The 19777-nt window shown below is 34.6% G+C and carries 17 protein-coding genes; 10 read left to right on the plus strand and 7 right to left on the minus strand.

From position 1 onward, the window contains the following. Window positions 1–307: 307 nt before the first annotated feature. Together ACM9HF_RS05970 and ACM9HF_RS05975 are read right to left on the minus strand one after the other, a co-directional pair. Window positions 308–4291 carry a zinc-dependent metalloprotease family protein gene (locus ACM9HF_RS05970; RefSeq protein ID WP_473615622.1) on the minus strand — a complete coding sequence of 1328 codons (3984 nt, stop codon included), beginning with the start codon at window positions 4289–4291 and terminating at the stop codon, window positions 308–310. A gap of 205 nt (window positions 4292–4496) precedes the next feature. Next, entirely contained in the window at window positions 4497–5921 is a 1425-nt protein-coding gene (locus ACM9HF_RS05975) for an aminotransferase-like domain-containing protein (RefSeq protein ID WP_473615626.1), read from the minus strand. Between the two features lie 176 nt (window positions 5922–6097). On the opposite strand from ACM9HF_RS05975, the gene ACM9HF_RS05980 reads away from it, so the two are divergent. After that, window positions 6098–6958, plus strand: a complete 861-nt coding sequence (locus ACM9HF_RS05980) for an NAD(P)-dependent oxidoreductase (RefSeq protein WP_473615629.1) — start codon at window positions 6098–6100, stop codon at window positions 6956–6958. Window positions 6959–7047: 89 nt separating this feature from the next. Here ACM9HF_RS05980 and ACM9HF_RS05985 read toward each other — a convergent pair whose 3' ends face one another. After that, window positions 7048–8457 (minus strand): TonB-dependent receptor, encoded by a 1410-nt coding sequence (locus tag ACM9HF_RS05985; protein WP_473615633.1) that lies wholly within the window; start codon window positions 8455–8457, stop codon window positions 7048–7050. Window positions 8458–8794: 337 nt separating this feature from the next. Here ACM9HF_RS05985 and ACM9HF_RS05990 point away from each other — a divergent pair, with 337 nt between their 5' ends. The 6 genes from ACM9HF_RS05990 (at window position 8795) to ACM9HF_RS06015 (ending at window position 14922) form a co-directional block, all read left to right on the plus strand. Beyond that, on the plus strand, window positions 8795–10006 hold the full coding sequence (locus ACM9HF_RS05990; RefSeq protein WP_473615636.1) for an acetate kinase: 1212 nt from the start codon (window positions 8795–8797) through the stop codon (window positions 10004–10006). Window positions 10007–10008: 2 nt separating this feature from the next. Beyond that, on the plus strand, window positions 10009–12120 hold the full coding sequence (gene pta / locus ACM9HF_RS05995) for a phosphate acetyltransferase (RefSeq protein WP_473615640.1): 2112 nt from the start codon (window positions 10009–10011) through the stop codon (window positions 12118–12120). A 420-nt stretch (window positions 12121–12540) separates the two neighbouring features. Then, window positions 12541–12885, plus strand: a complete 345-nt coding sequence (locus ACM9HF_RS06000; RefSeq protein WP_473615643.1) for an ArsC family reductase — start codon at window positions 12541–12543, stop codon at window positions 12883–12885. Then, the gene (dapE, locus tag ACM9HF_RS06005) at window positions 12882–14021 is read left to right on the plus strand and encodes a succinyl-diaminopimelate desuccinylase (protein ID WP_473615647.1); all 1140 of its coding nucleotides are present in this window, start codon (window positions 12882–12884) and stop codon (window positions 14019–14021) included. Before ACM9HF_RS06000 ends, dapE begins: the two co-directional genes overlap by 4 nt. 2 nt (window positions 14022–14023) lie before the next feature. Further along, entirely contained in the window at window positions 14024–14710 is a 687-nt protein-coding gene (locus ACM9HF_RS06010) for a M15 family metallopeptidase (protein WP_473615651.1), read from the plus strand. Continuing rightward, complete coding sequence (locus tag ACM9HF_RS06015; RefSeq protein WP_473615655.1) at window positions 14707–14922, plus strand: hypothetical protein; 216 nt, start codon at window positions 14707–14709, stop codon at window positions 14920–14922. The genes ACM9HF_RS06010 and ACM9HF_RS06015 overlap by 4 nt, the downstream gene beginning before the upstream one ends. Before the next feature lie 70 nt (window positions 14923–14992). Here ACM9HF_RS06015 and ACM9HF_RS06020 read toward each other — a convergent pair whose 3' ends face one another. The 3 genes from ACM9HF_RS06020 to ACM9HF_RS06030 are packed head-to-tail and all read right to left on the minus strand — an operon-like array spanning window position 14993 to window position 16213. Continuing rightward, a complete protein-coding gene (locus tag ACM9HF_RS06020; RefSeq protein ID WP_473615659.1) occupies window positions 14993–15196 on the minus strand; it encodes a tautomerase family protein in 204 nt (67 codons plus the stop codon). 10 nt (window positions 15197–15206) lie between these two features. Next, a complete protein-coding gene (locus tag ACM9HF_RS06025) occupies window positions 15207–15587 on the minus strand; it encodes a nuclear transport factor 2 family protein (protein WP_473615664.1) in 381 nt (126 codons plus the stop codon). Continuing rightward, entirely contained in the window at window positions 15584–16213 is a 630-nt protein-coding gene (locus ACM9HF_RS06030) for a glutathione S-transferase family protein (RefSeq protein WP_473615668.1), read from the minus strand. The genes ACM9HF_RS06025 and ACM9HF_RS06030 overlap by 4 nt, the downstream gene beginning before the upstream one ends. Window positions 16214–16330: 117 nt before the next feature. On the opposite strand from ACM9HF_RS06030, the gene ACM9HF_RS06035 reads away from it, so the two are divergent. Beyond that, window positions 16331–17224: a LysR family transcriptional regulator gene (locus tag ACM9HF_RS06035; protein ID WP_473615670.1), complete on the plus strand. Its 894-nt coding sequence runs from the start codon at window positions 16331–16333 to the stop codon at window positions 17222–17224. A 57-nt stretch (window positions 17225–17281) separates the two neighbouring features. On the opposite strand, the gene bamC is transcribed toward ACM9HF_RS06035, so the two are convergent. Further along, window positions 17282–18373, minus strand: a complete 1092-nt coding sequence (bamC, locus tag ACM9HF_RS06040; protein WP_473615675.1) for an NlpB/DapX family lipoprotein — start codon at window positions 18371–18373, stop codon at window positions 17282–17284. Window positions 18374–18735: 362 nt separating this feature from the next. Between bamC and ACM9HF_RS06045 the strand changes: the two genes are divergently transcribed. Beyond that, window positions 18736–19263 carry a glycine cleavage system transcriptional repressor gene (locus ACM9HF_RS06045; protein ID WP_076418754.1) on the plus strand — a complete coding sequence of 176 codons (528 nt, stop codon included), beginning with the start codon at window positions 18736–18738 and terminating at the stop codon, window positions 19261–19263. Between the two features lie 41 nt (window positions 19264–19304). After that, window positions 19305–19772, plus strand: coding sequence for a thioredoxin-dependent thiol peroxidase (gene bcp, locus ACM9HF_RS06050; protein ID WP_473615681.1), 468 nt, complete (start codon window positions 19305–19307; stop codon window positions 19770–19772). Window positions 19773–19777 lie beyond the last annotated feature (5 nt).

Consider the following 19777-nt stretch of genomic DNA (forward strand, 5'->3'; position numbering starts at 1 on the left):
CATTCTTAAATCGATATGCTTAATTCAACCGCGTCAGAGTTATGTCACTGGTTTATTCAAATTATAAAGCTATACCAAGAAAAATAATGAATAAACAGCTTAACCATATTTAAAGTATTAAGAGGGACACCTTTATAATTTTAAGTCTAACTCACCCTATCCCAAAAGAATATTAAGTTGTTCTTAATTCCTATTTTAAATAAAAACAAACCCAACACAAAACACATGTAATTATTGATATCCCGTAAAAGCAAAAAAGCTTTTGAATAACTCAAAAGCTTTTAATTGAAAATCATACCTTTAACAACTAAACAATAACTTTAGTTTTTCGCAAATAATAACTAAAAAGCACTAAAAGAATTAACCCACTTCCCTCGCCTCCACTACTCTCATTTTGGTTATTAGGGGTAACGTCTTTGGTATTGTTATTAGCAGGTAAAGAAGATAATGATGCATCTAATGGGTATGCATCTAAACTATCAATAACATTATCACCATCATCATCAGTATCTTCATTATTGCCCACCCCATCCAAATCAGTATCTATTGACTCATTTGGATCTAGTGGAAAAGCGTCATCGACATCATTAACATTATCACCATCATCATCGGTATCTTCATTATTGCCCACGCCATCCAAATCAGTATCTATTGACTCATTTGGATCTAATGGAAAAGCGTCATCAACATCATTAACACTATCATTATCATCATCCAAATCTATCATATTAATGGCACCATCATTGTCACTGTCTACACAACCATTTTCATCAAATACATCAGGCATTTTATCTAAACTATCAACAATACAATCGTTATCATCATCAATATCTATAAAGTTTACAAGTCCATCTCCATCAGTATCATCAGCACCAAGAAGCCCCTCTGGTAAGAGTGTTATTTTTGTAAATTCAAATGTTTTGGTTTCAGCTTCTTCACCCAAACCAAGTCTATATTGAACGTCTGAATAACCTGTAACCCATAGGCTACCGTCTTTCTTTAATGCATATGTAGCATCCACAATCGAATAACTAGCCAACCAATCAGTATCTTCTCCAACTTTATTTAATTCTTTTGTTGCATTTTCACCACGCCCTAATACTGGAGAGTTATTGCTAACGGAAGCAGTATAAAGCTCCCCCGAAGATGAGATTATTGAAATATTATAATTTGAAACAGAAAAATGTGACCAACTATTATCTTCAATAAGTACAGGTGTATCATAATTTACATTTTCATCTTTTAGTAAGAAGATAGATCCCCAACCATACAGTCCTGAAGATGTATGTGCGTACTTTCGCCAAAGACCACCATTTATTTTTGTTACTGGTTCAGGAATATCTACTGGTGCTATTTTCCCATTAGTATCCATTCTCCCAAGAGAATTACCAATTCCACCAGTCCATACTTCTCCCTCATTATTCAAGAACATGTAAAAATGTTGTTCATGTTTTGATGCCCCAATCCAATTATACAATCCATTTACTTGAACAGGTGATTCAAAAGATTCAGAATTACCTACTTCAAAAAATGATGCTAATTTACCTATTCCCCACAAACTACCGTCAGCTTTTTGTAAGAAAATTCCATCACCAAAAACTCCAGAATTACTATATATAGCAGTCCAATCTTTATCTATTCCTATTTGCACCGGATCGCTGAAATACTTATCCTGGCCGCTGGTTGAAATGTCAACAGAAGAATAAGTTTCCACTCTCCATAAAGTCCCGTCGCTCTTCAATAAAATCAATAGATTACGGCCAGTACGAATATAAGCTAAATCAATCCAAGAGCCATCTGAAAATAGTTGAGGTTTAGCTCCCGACTTGTCTCCCCAAAACCACAATTGGCCGCGGTGTGTTAATAAAAATGAATATTTGAAGTAATCAAAAAAATCTTGTCGATAATTTGTTTGTAATATAGGAAGAGGTTTTACATGAACTAACGTGGTATAAACATCGTCAGGAAGATTGTTATCATCTGTTACACTTAATTGACTTTCTAAAACAAAGCTATCTTCTTTAAAATCAGCTGCTGCCTGATAGGTAAATGAGTTTTTCTCTATATCTAAGGTGAGACTTCCTTGCTTAGGTTCCTCATCTATTTTATAACTTATTACATCATCATCAATGCTATATCCAGGTAATATTCTGGTTAATGGTTCATTATTAGAAACAAACAATGTTATTTCTGTCGGTATCGTTGGTGGCTGATAAACTTGGCGTTCTACATGAATATTTACACTTTTAAGAGTTAATAGCTCACCATCAAAAGCTGAAAAATCAACACTACCAACAGAACCAAACTTTTGACTATTAACACTAATGATTAACCTGCCCTCATTATCAGAAACAGTAATGTCCCTAGTAGCGTTGATCTTGGTTGTAAGGTTATCGCTTCCTCCATTATCAAAAATAGAATAATCGACAGTAACACTGCCATTTTGAGGAATAACAATTGTATCTGCTACATTAATAACAGGTGCAGTATTAGTATAACCGCTAAACTGAACAGGTATATATTCTTTAGTGCCGCTTGCATCAATCACAACTACACTTGAAGCAGAAATGCTCTTAGTATTATTTAACAATAATTGAAACTGGTTATTTCCAAGTGATATGACGGTGGCTTCCAGCCAATCTTCAGCAGTTGAATCGAGTATACTAACATTAATCTCAGCTGCTATATTTGTAGAAAAATTTAATGTTAGTTGTGTGTTTTGATCTGTAATATGTTGAGGTAATATGTCACTAATATGTATATTGTGTTCTTTGCTATAACCTACTTCAACCGGCGTTGGTGCTGAATAATTAATCGCGCCATGTTCATATGTTTTATAAGCTCTAACCCAATAACATACTTGTTCGTCACCTTCAGGTATGCTTATTTCTGTTTCTTCAACAGTATTATAAATAGCGTAAGTATCTTTAAATAATGGACAAGTACCATTAAGTTTAACTTTTCTAATTTCATAACCATCAGCTTTTGGCATAGCAGACCAACTCAATTTCACTTCATTACTATATATACCTTTAGAGACAACAAAATTATCGGGATAACCAACGCCATTAAAATTAGCAACTATATTCGCAGTCTTATTCAACAACGATGCATTGTCTGCACTATTACCTTCTGATTCATCAATTCCTGTAGGTATTGATTGATAATTAATACTAGGATTTGAATAATGAGTAATAGTCTTGCAACTTACACCTGCTTTGTTACAAGCATCATCATATGACATAATAGTTTTAAATTGATTTTCCACATCAACATGGCCGTATGCATAATCGTTTTCAATAGTTTTTGAGCTTTCAACGAAGCGGTCATGCTTAGCGCCAAGATTGTGGCCTATTTCATGAGCAAAAGTTAAACCTCCTGTACAGTTTATACCTATAACACTAAGTCCATAACGGCTATCAACCCAACCTGAAGCACTCGTTGTGTAATAAGCCTTGCCGCAAAACGAATCAGTAAAAGCCCCCAAATGTCCATAATAATTGACTAAATCCGCATCATATTTATCACGTAATTCATCTAAACGGTCAAAGCTACCTTTACGCTCTAACATGTCAGGTAAAGGATCATTAGGATAATAGGTATTAATCATAACTAAACCCGCGAGCGTATAAGAAGCATCTATTCCTGAATTAATTAAGGCTTGATTTGCATTAGCAAAATCAAGCTCAATCAAGTCTTCCAAGCTAGGTTTTATCTGTAATGCTAATGAGGAATAATAAACCAAAATCCGAATATCATTACTTTCAGTAAAACCTTTAGGAGCTTCACTCTGAAGTGTTTGTAAATAAGTTGTATTATAAGAAGAAGGAGAAACTAATGATTTTTGTAATTTGCTTGTAGATTGCTGCTGCTCTCTATCAATTACATCAGTACTACCTTTTGGGAAAGTGATCTCAAATTTTTCTAACTTTATGTCGTTATCAGCAAGTGTTTGTATTTTCCATGTACCTAGTTTAGCGATAATACTACCGCTTAAGCCATGCTTCGAGTAAATTAAACTAATTGTACTCTTATTTTCTGCCTCACCTAACCAAACCTGCTGATTTTTATGCGTTACATAAAAGTTTTTTCTCACAAATTGAACTAAACCAAGCTCAGGAATATCAATGCTAATGGTATCCTTTTTGATTAGTTTATCTCTACTATCAACTAAAGATATTTGATAACTCGATTCGCTTATTTTTTTAGATATAGAAAAAAGTAGGTCATTGTTTTTAGCAGATACTGCAGTTGATATTAGAATAATAATAAATATTAAAATTGTTTTCACTTACATTCCTTATAACAGTTAAATAACCTTTATTTGTTACTTAACTTATCCAGATAATTTGTATTTTATTTTTAAAGTGTATCAAAAACGCCCAACCAAACAAAACAATTCTATTCTTACCTTCTCAAATATTTATAGCTTGGCACATATACTTTTATATAAGTTACTCAGAAATTAAACTAAACATATTTAACATCGAAACCCCTTATATCATAATGATTTTATTATTTATTATAATTTTTTTAACATTATTCAAAGCAAAAATTAATTCATCTTCTGATTTTGCCGCCATTAAAGATATTCTTACCGCTTCAATTTTGTTTCCTTTCTGGACTGTAGCTTTATTACTTTGAATATTAGCATTTGAATGGCTTACTCTAAAATAATCAGCACTTGAAACCAGTACACCACGCTCTTCTAATGCTTGACTAAATTTATCACTCGTCCACGGTGAAGGTAACGTTAACCATAAATGGAAGCTATTTATTTGGGACGATAGCTGTTCTCCTTTTAAAATACGTTTAGCAATAATTTGACGTTTAATCGCTATGTCTCTTTGCTGTTTTTGAATGGCTAACGCTTGCCCTGAAAAAATAAGTTTAGACGCTAAAGCTAGCGTTAACGGAACCGGCATCCATATTGTATTTCTTATTGTCGCTTCTATACGTTGTTTAAACGTCTCAGGATAAACAATAAACCCGACTCGTAGACCCGGAAAAATAGATTTAGATAAACTACTTAAATAAAAACCATATTCAGGTGCGAAATTAGAGAGTGCAGGAAGTTCAGGACTCAAAAAGCCGTAAACGTCATCATCTATCATCCAAACTTTATGTTTAGTAACTATTCGAGCAATTTCTTTTCTTCGCTTAACAGACATAATAGAAGCTGTTGGATTTTGATGAGAAGCAACTACAATCAATAGTTTTATATCATGTTGCTGACAAGCTTGTTCTAACGATTCTGGCGTAATGCCCTCTTCATCTATTTCAAGCGGAATAAGTTTTCGTCCGAACTGATTAGCAAGTGAAATAATGCCCGGATAACATAAGCTTTCTACAGCAATACAATCACCATAATCAGTTAAAGTACTTATTAGCACCATTAAACCATGCTGCGCACCACTGCATAGCGATACTTGTTTTTTGTTTATTAGTACCCCTTGCGATAACAACCAATGTGTCGCCGCTTGATGATCCGTTAGGCTACCCCCTGCAACATTATAATCCATTAATTCTGATAATTTATTTTGCTCGCTCAAGCTTTTAAGTTGCTGCGTAATTTGTTGATTTGCAATATTAACTTGCGGTTTGATAATAGATAAATTGATAGATTGAAGATCATTCGCTTTGATCGCTTGTGGTAATACAGGACACGCAGAAACAAAACTCCCTTTACCTACTTTTGCATTAATAAAACCAGCACTTTCGGCTGCTTTATATACTTTAGTAACGGTAGCCACAGCAATACTTAACCTTGTTGCCAACTCTCTATGCGTAGGTAATTTATCACCCGCTTTCAATAAGCCTTGTTCAATAGCATATTGAAGTTGTTGATAAAGTGCCTGATGTAAGGTTAGTCGATTTTTCCTTTGATGAAAGCCATCAAGCCAATTCCATAATTGAGACATTATTTTTCCATAGCCAAAGCTAGTACAATTAACAACATTGTACTAGCTAACATTTTTTATACCATAAATTTTCACGCTATTTAAAAGAAAAACAACCAAATATATGGAAAGTGCATCGCTTATTATTTTTAATACTGGTTAAATAATTCTATTGTTTTTTTATGGAGAGTTTTTAAATGAAAGTAGCATTTATTGGTTTAGGCACTATGGGATATTCAATGGCGGGACATTTACAACATAATGGCCTGCAAGTAACCGTTTTTAATAGAACAGAAACAAAAGCTTTAGCATGGAAAAACGAATATAACGGCTCTATCGCGCCAACACCTAAAGAAGCAGTAAAAGAAGCTGAATTGGTTATGTGTTGTGTGGGAAATGATAACGATTTAAGAGAGGTTTGCTTTGGAGAAAATGGAATATTAGCAGGATTAAAAGAAGGTGCTATTTTAATTGATCACACAACAACCTCTGCTGAAGTGGCTAAAGAAATATCTCAAGTATGCCTTAAACAAAACAACACCTTTTTTGATGCCCCCGTATCTGGCGGTGAAATAGGTGCTCAAAATGGCGCGCTAACAATTATGGTTGGTGGCGATGAAGAAAAATTTAAAGACATTGAAAACACGATTAATATCTATGCTAAACAAGTGACTCGTTTAGGCGATGTAGGCGCAGGACAAACCTGTAAAATGGTTAATCAACTCTGTATAGCCGGCATTTTACAAGGGTTGTCAGAAGGTTTAACACTCGCTAAAAAGTCAGGATTAGATTTAGTTACCGTAAGAGATGTACTTAAACATGGTGCAGCTCAGTCTTGGCAGCTTGAACAACGAACGCATACCATGGCAGAAGATCAATTTGATTTCGGGTTTGCTATAGACTGGATGAGAAAAGATTTGAATATTTGCTTAGAGCAAGCTGAACAGCTAGGCATAAATTTACCTGTAGCTAAAATGGTAGATGCTTCGTATCAGCGATTACAAGAAAAGGGGTTTAATCGTTGCGACACCTCGGTTTTAATTAAAGATATAGAATAAAGGCTCACCTTTTATCAAAAAAGCCCTTTGAAAGTATATTTAAAGGGCTTTTGAACACATATATCAGCTATAACAAATTCAATAAAGAGTTATCTATAACCGAGTAATTTATTTTCTTTAATTTCTTCAACAATAGCTTCCGGTACATTCTTTTCCCAGCCTGCCTTACCTGAAGATATTTGCTTAAGTACTTCTCTAGAGTATATTTTTAATAATTTTTTATCACTGCATTCAATACCTGATATAAAATTATTTTCTAGTAAATGTTGATATAAAAAGCGTAAATGGTCAGGCACTTTAACTTGAGTAAAATCAATAAGCTCGTCGCCATTTTCTAATTCTGGATATACAAATATACGCGTATTATCTGGAAATAATTTACCAAAAGCTTCCAGTATTCCACCTTCTACCCCACGATAAAACTGCTCATCAAAAATTTGTCGCATGTTCATCATACCCACAACAATCCCTATTTGTAGCTGCGTATATTGACGAAAATAAGCACGTAAAGAAAAGTAACGAGTGTAATCAGAAATCATTACGCTATAACCCAGCGAGTTTAGTAACTGAACCCTTGTAATAATATCAGCTTCAGGCACTTTCGCATCATTACCATACAGATCATTCAGCGATATTTCAGCAATAGCAATTGTACTATCACCATCTAAACTATTAAGCGTATTAAAAGAGTTTTTACCTTGCTCAATCATATCCACATTTAGTTTAGTGGCTGGCTTGAATGAACCACGAATCGTTAATACGTTCTTTTTATACAACATATCTGCTGGAACAGTTACTGAACCATCAGGCTTAAACATAATGGCACGGGTTTTCCAACTACGTATTAAGTGTAAGTTTATCGCACGGTTATCAATATCTTCAAAATAGGGCCCTTCAAATTCAATGGCATCTATTTCAATACGATCTTTACCTATGTTGTCACTTAAAGAATCAATAATATCTTTTGGATTTTCAAAATAATAATAAGCGGCGTAAATAAGGTTTACACCTAAATTGCCTAACGCTTCTTGTTGCGCTTCAGCGCTATCATCATGCATGCGAACATGAATAGTAATATTTGAAGGCTCTGCGCCTGGATACATTTGCACTCTAACACCACACCAAGCATGGCATTCGTTTTTACGATTAAAACTTTTAGCGGCAACCGTTGCTGCATAAGAAAAATAACGTGAAGACTTAGAACGAATATCACCTACCCGGTCTACCACAAGAGCAAATTCTTGTGTCATCATAGCTTTTACACGTGCTTTACTTACATAACGTCTATCTTCTTGCACACCGTATATTGCATCAGAAAACTTCATGTCATAAGCAGACATAGTTTTAGCAATAGTTCCTGCTGCAGCTCCCGCTAAAAAAAACTGCCTCGCCACTTCTTGGCCTGCACCTATCTCTACGATAGTTCCATACTTTTTCTCATCAAGATTCAAGCGTAAAGCTTTGTTACTTGTAGTGCGCGAGCTAACTTTTTTATCCATGATTTCTCCAAACATCATTAATATGTTCATAACCACTTACTTAATTTTAAATAAAAATAAGTGGTATGTAAGAATACAAACTTTTCAATTACTAATTTATTAGTATAACGGGTTCTTATTATATTCTTATTTAAATATTATTTCCCTTAAATTCAGATAAATCACCTCAATATAGCGATATAAAAATAAGCATTTAACTTATCCTGAAAAATATCTTGAAAAACCTTTAAAAATTCATGTTGTTTTAAGCTTTATTGTATTAAATCAATGTTTTTAAATTTTCATCTTCTATAGTTAGTTTAAGAATATTAATTTAAATAATATATAGGCGTTTTAGATGACAAAACAACTTATTCTGGTTATTAACTGCGGTAGTTCTTCACTTAAATTTTCTTTAATCAATCCCAAATCAACTAAGACTATTTTAACCGGTCTGGCTGAGCAGTTGTTTTCAGATAAAGCCACTATCAAAATAAAGTATAAAGAAGACGTTATTGTTAAAAATATTGTAGCTCCTTATGACCATAGTTTAGCCATAGCAATACTCGTTGATGAATTAAAAGCTTTTGACTTTAATGATAACATTATCGCTATTGGTCACCGAGTGGTTCATGGTGGAGAAAACTATAGTACGCCCACATTAATTACTGATGAAGTAAAACAAATAATCGGCTCTTTATCTCGATTAGCTCCTTTGCATAATCCAGCCAATTTAATGGGTATTACGGTTTGCGAAAAAGCATTTGAATCACTTCCGCAAGTTGCCATTTTTGACACCGCTTTTCATCAAACACTTCCCTCTAAAGCTTTTATCTACGGCTTACCTTATGAGTTATATGAAGAACATAGTATTAGGCGTTATGGTTTTCATGGAACTAGCCATTATTTTGTATCCGCTGAAGCAGCAAAATTAATTAACAAGCCTATTGAACAATGTAACTTTATTTCAGCCCATTTAGGTAACGGTTGTAGTATTACCGCAATAAAAAATGGCAAAAGTGTAGACACAAGTTTAGGTTTTACACCCAACGAAGGTGTCATGATGGGAACACGTTGCGGCGATATTGACTCAAACATTATTTTTTATTTAGTGAATAAGCTGGGTTATTCAACTGATGAAATCAATAAGCTCCTCAATAATAAAAGTGGTTTATTAGGCGTTTCAGGTACCAGTAACGATTGTAGAGCATTAGAAGAAGCAATGACTGATGATCCAAACTGCAGAGCAACATTAGCATTAACGATATTCAGCTACAGAATAGCTAAAGTTATCGCATCTTATACTGCAAGCTTAACAGAACTAGACGGTATTATTTTTACCGGCGGTATCGGTGAAAATTCAATGTTGGTTAGAAAAATGGTGGTATCTCACCTACAAATTCTTAATTTTTATCTTGATGATGAAAAAAATGAACAAGCTCGTTTTGGTCAAAGCGGTAATATCGCCGCTAACAACTCACGTTCATGCTGGGTTATTCCTACAAACGAAGAGTTTGTTATTGCTGAGCAAACACAACAATTACTTTCTTTAAAGAATACTGGGGAATAAAAATGCATCATAAAATAATGTTAATTCCAGCGGGATTTGGTGTAGGTCTTACCAGTATAGCTGTTGGTTTAGTACATGCGTGTCAACAACGTGGAATTAAAGTGGGACACTTCAAACCCATTAGCCAACCCTCTCGCAGTGTATTAAAAAATAAAAAAGATCATATTAGTTGGTCAACCGACGATCACTCAATTCCTCTTAGTTATGTTGAAGAACAAATGGCTGACGGACAACGTGAATTTATTCTTGAAAAAATAGTAGAAAACTACGACAACTTTAGCCAACACTACGACGTTGTAATTATAGAAGGTTTAATTCCTACCACGCGCCAACCTTATGCAGGCAGAATTAACCGAGATGTAGCGCAAACACTTTCTGCCAATATTGTTTTAGTAACCACTCTGGGTAACGATACCGCTGAAGAATTTGAAGATCGTATCGAAGTAACAGCTGAAACTTTTGGGGGAATTAAAAATAGCAAGCTACTCGGTTGTATTATTAATAAAGTTAATTCGCCTAATGAAGATGAATTTGGTTTATTACCCAGAGAAAATGAAATTGAGTCTAATGATGCAACCGATTTATTTCCTGCATTATCTATCTTTAAAAACAAACAATTTAAACTATTGGGTTCTGTTCCATGGGAAATGGATTTAGTTGCTCCCAGAGTTTGTGATATTAGTACTTATTTAAATGCAACACTGATTAATAAAGGAGATTTTGAACACAGAAGAATTAGAAGTATCAGTTTTTGTGCGCGTACCGTTGATAACTTAGTCAGCCATTTACAACCCAGCCGACTAATTGTTACACCAGGCGATCGTACCGATATAATTATTGCAACTTGTTTATCTGCACTTAACGGTACAAAAGTAGGCGCATTATTATTAACCAACGGTTACGTACCTAATGAATATGTACTCGACTTATGTAAACAGGCGCTTGAAGCTGGCTTACCTGTACTTTCTGTAAAGTCTGACACATGGCAAACCTCCCGTTACCTTATGAACTTCACACCAGAAATTCCTAAAGATGACATACAACGGCATGAAAAAGTAAAACAACATATTACCGATCATTTATCTGGTAGCTGGTTAGACACCTTATCGCAATCTATTCAACAGAATAGCTTACTATCTCCACCGGCTTTTAGGCATAAATTAACCGAACTTGCTCGCAAAGCGAATAAACTTATTATCTTGCCAGAAGGAGAAGATATAAGAACCATAAAAGCTGCCGCAATATGCGTTAAGCGTAATATAGCTCGATGCCAATTATTGGGTAACAAAGAAAATATTTTACGTATTGCCGAACAACAAGGTATTGAATTACCTGAAGGCTTACTTATTACAGATCCTGAAAACATTGTAGATAATTATATCGCTCCCCTTGTAGAATTAAGAAAGCACAAAGGTGTAACCGAAGCGATTGCCAAACAAGAACTTACCGACAATGTAGTACTGGCGACCATGATGCTGAAATTAGGTCAAGTAGACGGTTTAGTCTCTGGCGCAGTAAATACCACAGCCAATACCATTAGACCTGCCCTACAATTAATTAAAACCGCTGATAATTGTAACTTAGTATCATCTATCTTTTTTATGTTATTACCCGAACAAGTCCTTATATACGGTGATTGCGCCATTAACCCAGATCCTAATGCTGAACAACTTGCTGATATTGCTATTCAATCGGCAGACTCTGCAACCAAGTTTGGTATAGAACCTAGAGTTGCTATGATCAGCTACAGCACGGGTTCTTCGGGCACAGGGGCTGATGTAGAAAAAGTCACGCTAGCGACTAAAATAGCGAAAGAAAAGCGCCCTGATCTGATCATAGACGGACCACTACAATACGACGCAGCCATAATGAAAAGTGTTGCAAAGAAAAAAGCGCCTAATAGCCCCGTAGCAGGTAAAGCCACTGTATTTATATTTCCAGATTTAAATACAGGCAATACCACCTATAAAGCGGTGCAACGATCCGCGGATCTTGTTAGCATCGGCCCAATGCTACAAGGTATGAGAAAACCCGTGAATGATTTATCAAGAGGAGCGTTAGTCGATGACATTGTATACACAATTGCGTTAACCGCCATACAAGCTAATACGTAATTTGTACAGTAATTGTGTATAAATATATCAAAAAACTAAGCGTTCAAAAACAACACAGCACCATATAAACACTATAAAACAGCAACTTAATACACATATAAAGGGTTGTTAACAATGATATCCACAGGTTTTGTGGATATCATTAAATTATTGGGTATAAAAATAGGATCCTTAATAATAAAACCTTCAAAAAATGTAATATAAATACTTGTATTTCTCTCCTCCCTACCTTTTACCATTGCTTTAATGTTAAAATAATTTCATTCAAAATTTAGTTGCTACTTTTACTTATACCTTTCATTAATAGGTTCAGTATTAGCTAATACCATATTTATACCCGTTATCATTCAAGATGCAGGTTTCAGTAGTAACGGGTATATATTCACCACATTAAGTTTCGAACAATAACAAGGGTTAAAGATGACAACCATCTACGGCATAAAAAACTGTGATACCGTAAAAAAATCACTTAAATGGTTAGAAAAAAATAATATTGAGTTTTCATTTCACGATTTTAGAGTCGATGGTTTAACACCTGAGCTACTCACTTCTTTTGTTGATAGAAGCAGCTGGGATGTATTATTAAATAAACGCAGTACAACATTTCGTAACTTACCGTCAGAAATTAAAGATAACTTAACTGACGACGTAATCTTCAATGCCGTAATTGAACAACCCACTTTATTAAAGCGCCCTATTCTTATCAAAAACGACATCACGTGTGTTGGCTTTAAAGACGATTTATATCAGGAAAACTTACTATGAGTAACAACACACCCGTTATTGAATTAACAAAAGACCTTATTTCACGTAAATCTGTAACCCCAGAAGATGCTGGCTGCCAAGACCTTATATCAAACCGCTTAGGCGCTATAGGGTTTAATAACGAATCTATGGTGTTTGAAGACACAACCAACTTATGGTCAAGAAAAGGTACGCAAGATCCTGTGTTTTGTTTTGCTGGTCATACCGATGTTGTTCCAGCGGGTAATTTAGACTTATGGAATACACCGCCATACGAGCCAACAATTATAGATGGTATGTTATATGGTCGTGGTGCTGCAGACATGAAAGGCAGTTTAGCCGCCATGATCATAGCAACTGAGCGTTTTGTAGCTGACTACCCAGATCATAAAGGTTCAATTACTTACCTTATTACCAGTGACGAAGAAGGCCCTTTTATAAACGGCACTACACGCGTTATTGATACGTTAGAAGCTCGTAATGAAAAAATCACTTATTGTATTGTAGGTGAACCTTCTAGTACTAATGAAGTAGGCGATATCATTAAAAATGGTCGTCGTGGTTCAATTTCTGGTGAGTTAACTATTCATGGAAAACAAGGTCATGTTGCTTATCCTGAACATGTTAAAAACCCTATTCACTCAGCCATGCCAGCATTAGCCGAACTAAGCCAATGTCATTGGGATGAAGGTAACGATTTTTTCCCTGCGACAAGCTTTCAAATATCCAACTTAAACTCAGGTACAGGTGCAACCAATGTAGTACCAGGGCATATTACGGCTTTATTTAACTTAAGATACAGCACTGAGTTAACAGACCAAATAATTGTAGACAAAGTACACGCAATACTTGATAAGTATAACTTTGAATACGACATTAATTGGACCTTTAACGGCAAACCTTTTATTACTGAACCTGGCCCATGGTTAGATGCAGTAACCAATGCAATAGAAACTACTATGGGTAAACCTACCCTGTTGTCTACTGCCGGTGGTACATCAGACGGACGATTTATTGCCCCAACAGGTGCTAAAGTTATTGAATTAGGCCCGTGTAACGCAACGATTCATCAAGTAAACGAAAGTGTTTCATGTAGTGATTTAAACAACTTAGTTGATATTTATTATCAATCTCTTGTTAATGTTTTAGGTAAATAAACATGTTATTGAATACCTCACAGCTTAGCGGACAAAGTGATAACCATATTACTTGGCTTACAGAGCATGTTGGTATTCATAAAGACATGCTCTTAGCGTGGCAATCACTTTGTGATGCTGCACTAATCGCTGGCTTTAATCTTAAAATAGCCAGTGGTTATCGTAGCTTCGACAGACAACTCTCCATTTGGAATAGAAAATTCAGCGGTGAGCTTGCCACTAAAAACAAGCTTAACGAAACAGTAGATTTAACACATTTATCTGATAATGAAAAAGTTGACGCTATATTAGTATACTCAGCATTACCGAGTACCAGCAGACATCATTGGGGCACAGACATAGATGTTTATGCCGATAACCTACTGTTAGAAAATCAAAAATTGCAGCTAGAACCTTGGGAATATGAGCAAGGTGGCCCCTTTGAAAATCTCAGTTTATGGCTAACACAACACGCACCAACATTCGGTTTTTTCTTCCCTTACGATGAAGACCGAGGCGGAGTGGCTGTTGAACCTTGGCATTTATCATACGCACCATTAGCGCAACCGTGTTTATGTAATATGACCATTGAAACATTAACTCAAGCTATTGAGCAATCAAACATATTAGGAAAGCAGGCTATTTTAAATAAATTACCTCATATTCTTAGCCAATATGTTCATAATATAAATAAAGGATCAGAAATATGATTGATATGGGCGAATGGCTTATTCCTATTGTCATTATAGGCGTCGTTTTATTTTACATTGGTAATTTAAGTACCTTGCAAAAAAATGCGAAAACGCCTTTACGAAAAAAAGGATTAAACGATCTTGAAGAAACGTTACCTCGCAGCCACAAAACTGATCATAAAATGCCTACGGTAAGTAATAAAGCAGACTCGCCCTATAAAAAGTTATAACTATTTTTCATTCCCCCCATAAAAAACTCTACTAAGGTAAAGGTTTTTTATGGGGATACAAATTAAGGTATTATATTGAACGTTTTCTTAACTCAGTTACTTGTTCAAATCCAATCCCCCAGTTATCAGTATTAATCTCATCTATAACAACAAAAGTCATTTCTGGTTTTTTATTAAGAACATCAACCATTAACTGAGTAGCTCCCTTAATAAGCGCTTTCTTTTGCTCACGAGTAACGTTTTCATCTGTAATTTTAATATTAAGATATGGCATGGTAATTCCTCTAGTGTTTATCTGAGATATCTGTAAACATTTTATTAACAATCAACCAGTTACCGTTTTCTTTTAATAAACCAAGAAAATCAATGTAATGATAATCGAATAATGGACATTCAACTTTCACCGATGCTTGATCATGTATTACATCAATTGAAAGTAACTTAAAAGCAAACTCTGCTTTTAAGTCTGCTGGAATAGGTCTTGTAGCTACATTAGCTAACCATTCTTTTTTAGAAAGACGTAAGCCCGGTGATTTTAACCAAGCATCGTTATGAAATATTGAGGTTAATTTATCTACATCACCATAATATAAGCCATCAAAATAACATTGTATTAATGCCATAATATTCATGAAATCATTTTCAGCATTCTGTGTTACTTTCATGAGCTTTCCTGTGATAAATAAGAGTTCGACTTTATTTTCTCTGCGTTAGTAGCATTTATAAAACTTGGTAGCGATTGAATAGCAGCCAACATTTTTTCTGTTTGTGCGCCATAAACAATATCGACAGGAAAAAAATCTCCCCACGTTGAGTACACTGTCAGCATAATATCTGCCGCTGAATAACTATCTCCTCCTAAAAAAGGCTGATTACTTAATTTATTCTCAACAACTTTCCATAAAAGATTAATCTGTTTAGCCGCTATATTTAAAGCATTTATCTTTTCCTCTTTGTTAATAATACTTTTACCAAGAAAGAATAATTTACTGTACGCTGGGTGCATAGTTGCATTGGCAAACATAATATCTTGTATAGCATTGGTACGTGTATTACCTATATTGGGTAACATAGAACTTTGATGTTTATCTAAAAGATACAAGATGATTGCAGCGCCTTCTGAAAGTACCTCCGTGTTATCAATTAACACAGGTACAGTTCCTACGGGATTTATTTCATTAAAATTATCTATTTTATTTACATCAATAAGGATCGGTTTTTGATCTAATTCCAGTAACACAATTTGCGTTGCTAGTGAACACGCACCTTGAGAATAATAAAGTGTATACATAGTATTTCCTTACAAAATATACGAGTTAAAAACTTATATTAACCTCATGTATATATTTCATATATAGCAACAATATAGATATACTGTTTCCATTTTAAAAACAATAAGGAGGCTGTGTTGGATAAACTTAGAGCAATAGAGTTATTTGTACGCCTTGCAAGTTTAGGTAGCTTTACACGTGTTGCAGAGCAAACTAATACTTCAAAATCAATGGTCAGCAAGGAAATCTCTCGTTTAGAAACTAGTTTAGGTGTACGTTTATTACACCGTTCGACAAGAAATGTGCAATTAACTCATGTGGGTGAAAACTACTTATTACGAGCGAAAAGTATTTTGGAAAAATTAGATGATGCCGATAATTTTGTACAAGATTTACATAAAAATTTACGAGGAAAACTTAAAATAAATATTCCAATGGCTTTAGGAATAACCGATTTATCTAGCTTATTTGCTGACTTTATGATTGAAAACCCTGAGATTGAACTTGATATCCATCTATCTGATGAAAATATAGATTTAGTTGAACAAGGTTTCGATTTAGCATTTAGAGCTTCCAGTAAACCTATAGATTCAATCTATGTTGGCAAACCCATAACACAATTTACGTATAGAATATGTGCTACATCAGAATACCTTCAAAAATCACCGGCAATAACATGCTCTCAAGATCTTAATCAGCATAATTGTTTTATTTATAGTTACTTTCAAGATAAAAATGTATGGCCTATCGAAGGTGGGGTTACTATCAAAGGAAACTTAAAAGTAAACAATACATTATTTATGATGGAAACAATTAAACGAGGTTTAGGTATTGGTTATATACCTGACTTTATATGCCGAGAGGCAATAAATAAAAAACAAGTGGTGGAGGTGCTACCTAACATAGCTAAACCTAAAATTACGCTTTATGCTTTATACCCCGCTAGGCAATTTGTGCCAGCAAAACTCGTACAGTGCATAGCGTATACTCAGCAATGGTTTGAAAATAACAAAAAAGCCCTACCGAAGTAGAGCTTTAATAAACATCAATCTAAAAGTTAATAATCAGTATTATTAACTAACAGCTGATTATTGAAATAAGTTTTCAAAAGATAAACCTGATTTCATCACAGGTAAAATAGCCTCTAGCGTTTTAGCAGGTAATGCGTTTTCTGCTTCATCTAAAATAGTTACCGCTGTTTCTTTTTCTATATCAGTAAATATAAATTTATATTTACCATTGGCTAAATCAAGCACAGGTTTATCATCACCCCAAATGCTGTCCCAAAAACCTTGTTCGGGTTTAGCAAAATCAACATAGTAAATATGCTTACTTTCATTCAAATCAGTTACTTCAAAACCATTATCACTAAAGAATGTAGGCACACTAGTCCATAGTGAATCTAATTCCATATCCACAATAAATGCAGGTTCGTTTTGCTTGTTTTTCCCTACAGTAACAATCGTTTCATTTGCTTTCGACTGTAATAGCTCATGCTTATAAATACGGTATTGGTAATCAACCTCACCAATCAAATCATTTAACATAGCCATTTCAGCACGATGTTCGTCGATAGGGTTAATTTCAGTAATGGTTCCGTTTTCATCTTTTTTAGAGTAATCGATTAAATCAACTTTAATAGCAACACTTCTACCATGAGGTTTAGTATCTAAAGTATATTTAAAACGCTTACTTTCGGTTTCTACTACTTCTTTTAAAAACCAAAAACCCTCTTCTTTTTCAGTTATATACCAATCTGACTCAAATATAAGATTGTCTGAACCAACCGGAGTTAACGCAACATTATCAGTAGCTAATTGAGATTTAACAGCGCTTCGAATAAAGTCTAATAAGTCTTTATCGTCAATCACTTGATCAAACCAAACTTGAGGTTCACCTTCGTTACCTTCAATTCTAGATGCTGCAGCAATAGGTATAACTAAAGCAGGTGCTCTAATATCCATTTTATCACCAACAGGTGCATTTGAATTAGCAACGTCAGGTACATAAAAATCGGGGTGTTGTTTAGGTTTAATTAACCCTTCAGGAATCGTTAAAGGTTTGACCTCATCTCTATTAGCGTAATCAAAATTTCCATGAGCTTGCTTGTTGCTCACATTACTACACGCCGTTGTTATAGATAAACTTAATAGCGAAATACAAAATAATTTACGATTCATTAAAACTCCTGCGGATACCATCTGAATCTCATGTGTAACAATTAATATTACAATGGATGTTAACCGAATAAAATATACGTTGTTTAGATAAGTTTACTTAAAATTATCTATTAAAAACTATCAACTTGGATAACAAATATAGGATTAAGTTCAAACAAAACTGAATATTTAACTACAACATTGGTTTGAACTAATGCGTCATGGTACTTGCCTCATTTTACAAACACAAGAAACCACGGTAATAAATTTTAAATATTATCTGTAAGTCGCTCTATTAGTGTACTAATGAATGTTATATGAGATACAATGCAACCTCTGAACAAAATGAATAAATCACATAATTTAAAAGGTTATTTCACACAATGTCTCAATATTTAGTGCTAAATGCTATGGGCTCAGATCGTACGGGCAGCGTTAGCGAAATAATAAAGCTCGCGAGCAAATGTGGCTGCAACATTATTGACAGCAGAATGGCTATTTTTGGTGAAGAATTCACCCTGATCATGCTATTAGAAGGAAGCGCAAAAGCCATTAACTTAATTGAATCTAAGTTTCCAATTATCTCTCATAAACTCGAGTTAATTACCATGATGAAGCGTACTTCTGGTTATAAACCGCTTGATTTCACTCATCATTATGAAGTGCAATACGCAGGTATAGATCAACCAGGTATACTTAAATCGGTTACCGCATTCTTTACTGCACGCAAAATAGATATATCCTCTTTAAAATCTGTTATTGACCCTAAAGACAGCACCACAAGCGCAACCATTTTAATTGCTCTAACAGAAGATACTAGTATTGATGTTCTAGAAGGCGATTTTATTGAATTATGTGCACAAATAGGCGTTCAAGGCTGCATTAAACCCGCTAATTCAAATCTCTTATAATTTAATCATTTACTTTTAACCGCACATATTAAGGTTCTCTCATGAAAACAATTACCGTAGGTGAAAAAGCTCCCCTTTTTACATTACTTGATGAAAACGAAAAAGAAGTATCCCTCGCCTCTTACATAGGTAAAAAACAAGTATTAGTTTATTTTTATCCAAAAGCGATGACACCTGGCTGTACCGTGCAAGCTCAAGGTTTACGCGATAGCAAAGAACAACTTGATGCTTTAAATACCGTGGTATTTGGTATTAGCCCTGACGAACCTAAACGTTTAGCTAAATTTTGTGTGCGTGATGAATTAAATTTCACATTGTTATCAGATCCTAAACATAAAGTAGCTGACGACTTTGGCGTTTGGGGCTTGAAAAAATTCATGGGAAAAGAATACGACGGCATTCATCGTTTAAGCTTTTTAATTGGCTTAGACGGCAACATCAGCCATGTATTTAATAAGTTTAAAACTAAAGATCACCATGAAGTTGTGCTTGAGGTTATTAAGGCTTAAGTCTT

It is taken from the genome of Colwellia sp. RE-S-Sl-9 (assembly GCF_048296855.1).
In the GTDB taxonomy this organism is placed as follows: domain Bacteria; phylum Pseudomonadota; class Gammaproteobacteria; order Enterobacterales; family Alteromonadaceae; genus Pseudocolwellia.

What these genes read in the sequence shown, in the direction of transcription:
- dapE (WP_473615647.1), top strand. Translation starts at nt 12,882, where the DNA reads ATGAGTAACAACACACCCGTTATTGAATTAACAAAAGACCTTATTTCA.
- ACM9HF_RS05980 (WP_473615629.1), top strand. Translation starts at nt 6,098, where the DNA reads ATGAAAGTAGCATTTATTGGTTTAGGCACTATGGGATATTCAATGGCG.
- bamC (WP_473615675.1), bottom strand. Translation starts at nt 18,373, where the DNA reads ATGAATCGTAAATTATTTTGTATTTCGCTATTAAGTTTATCTATAACA.
- ACM9HF_RS06000 (WP_473615643.1), top strand. Translation starts at nt 12,541, where the DNA reads ATGACAACCATCTACGGCATAAAAAACTGTGATACCGTAAAAAAATCA.
- ACM9HF_RS05985 (WP_473615633.1), bottom strand. Translation starts at nt 8,457, where the DNA reads ATGGATAAAAAAGTTAGCTCGCGCACTACAAGTAACAAAGCTTTACGC.
- pta (WP_473615640.1), top strand. Translation starts at nt 10,009, where the DNA reads ATGCATCATAAAATAATGTTAATTCCAGCGGGATTTGGTGTAGGTCTT.
- ACM9HF_RS05990 (WP_473615636.1), top strand. Translation starts at nt 8,795, where the DNA reads ATGACAAAACAACTTATTCTGGTTATTAACTGCGGTAGTTCTTCACTT.
- ACM9HF_RS06020 (WP_473615659.1), bottom strand. Translation starts at nt 15,196, where the DNA reads ATGCCATATCTTAATATTAAAATTACAGATGAAAACGTTACTCGTGAG.
- ACM9HF_RS06030 (WP_473615668.1), bottom strand. Translation starts at nt 16,213, where the DNA reads ATGTATACACTTTATTATTCTCAAGGTGCGTGTTCACTAGCAACGCAA.
- ACM9HF_RS05975 (WP_473615626.1), bottom strand. Translation starts at nt 5,921, where the DNA reads ATGTCTCAATTATGGAATTGGCTTGATGGCTTTCATCAAAGGAAAAAT.
- ACM9HF_RS06010 (WP_473615651.1), top strand. Translation starts at nt 14,024, where the DNA reads ATGTTATTGAATACCTCACAGCTTAGCGGACAAAGTGATAACCATATT.
- ACM9HF_RS06045 (WP_076418754.1), top strand. Translation starts at nt 18,736, where the DNA reads ATGTCTCAATATTTAGTGCTAAATGCTATGGGCTCAGATCGTACGGGC.
- ACM9HF_RS06015 (WP_473615655.1), top strand. Translation starts at nt 14,707, where the DNA reads ATGATTGATATGGGCGAATGGCTTATTCCTATTGTCATTATAGGCGTC.
- ACM9HF_RS06025 (WP_473615664.1), bottom strand. Translation starts at nt 15,587, where the DNA reads ATGAAAGTAACACAGAATGCTGAAAATGATTTCATGAATATTATGGCA.
- bcp (WP_473615681.1), top strand. Translation starts at nt 19,305, where the DNA reads ATGAAAACAATTACCGTAGGTGAAAAAGCTCCCCTTTTTACATTACTT.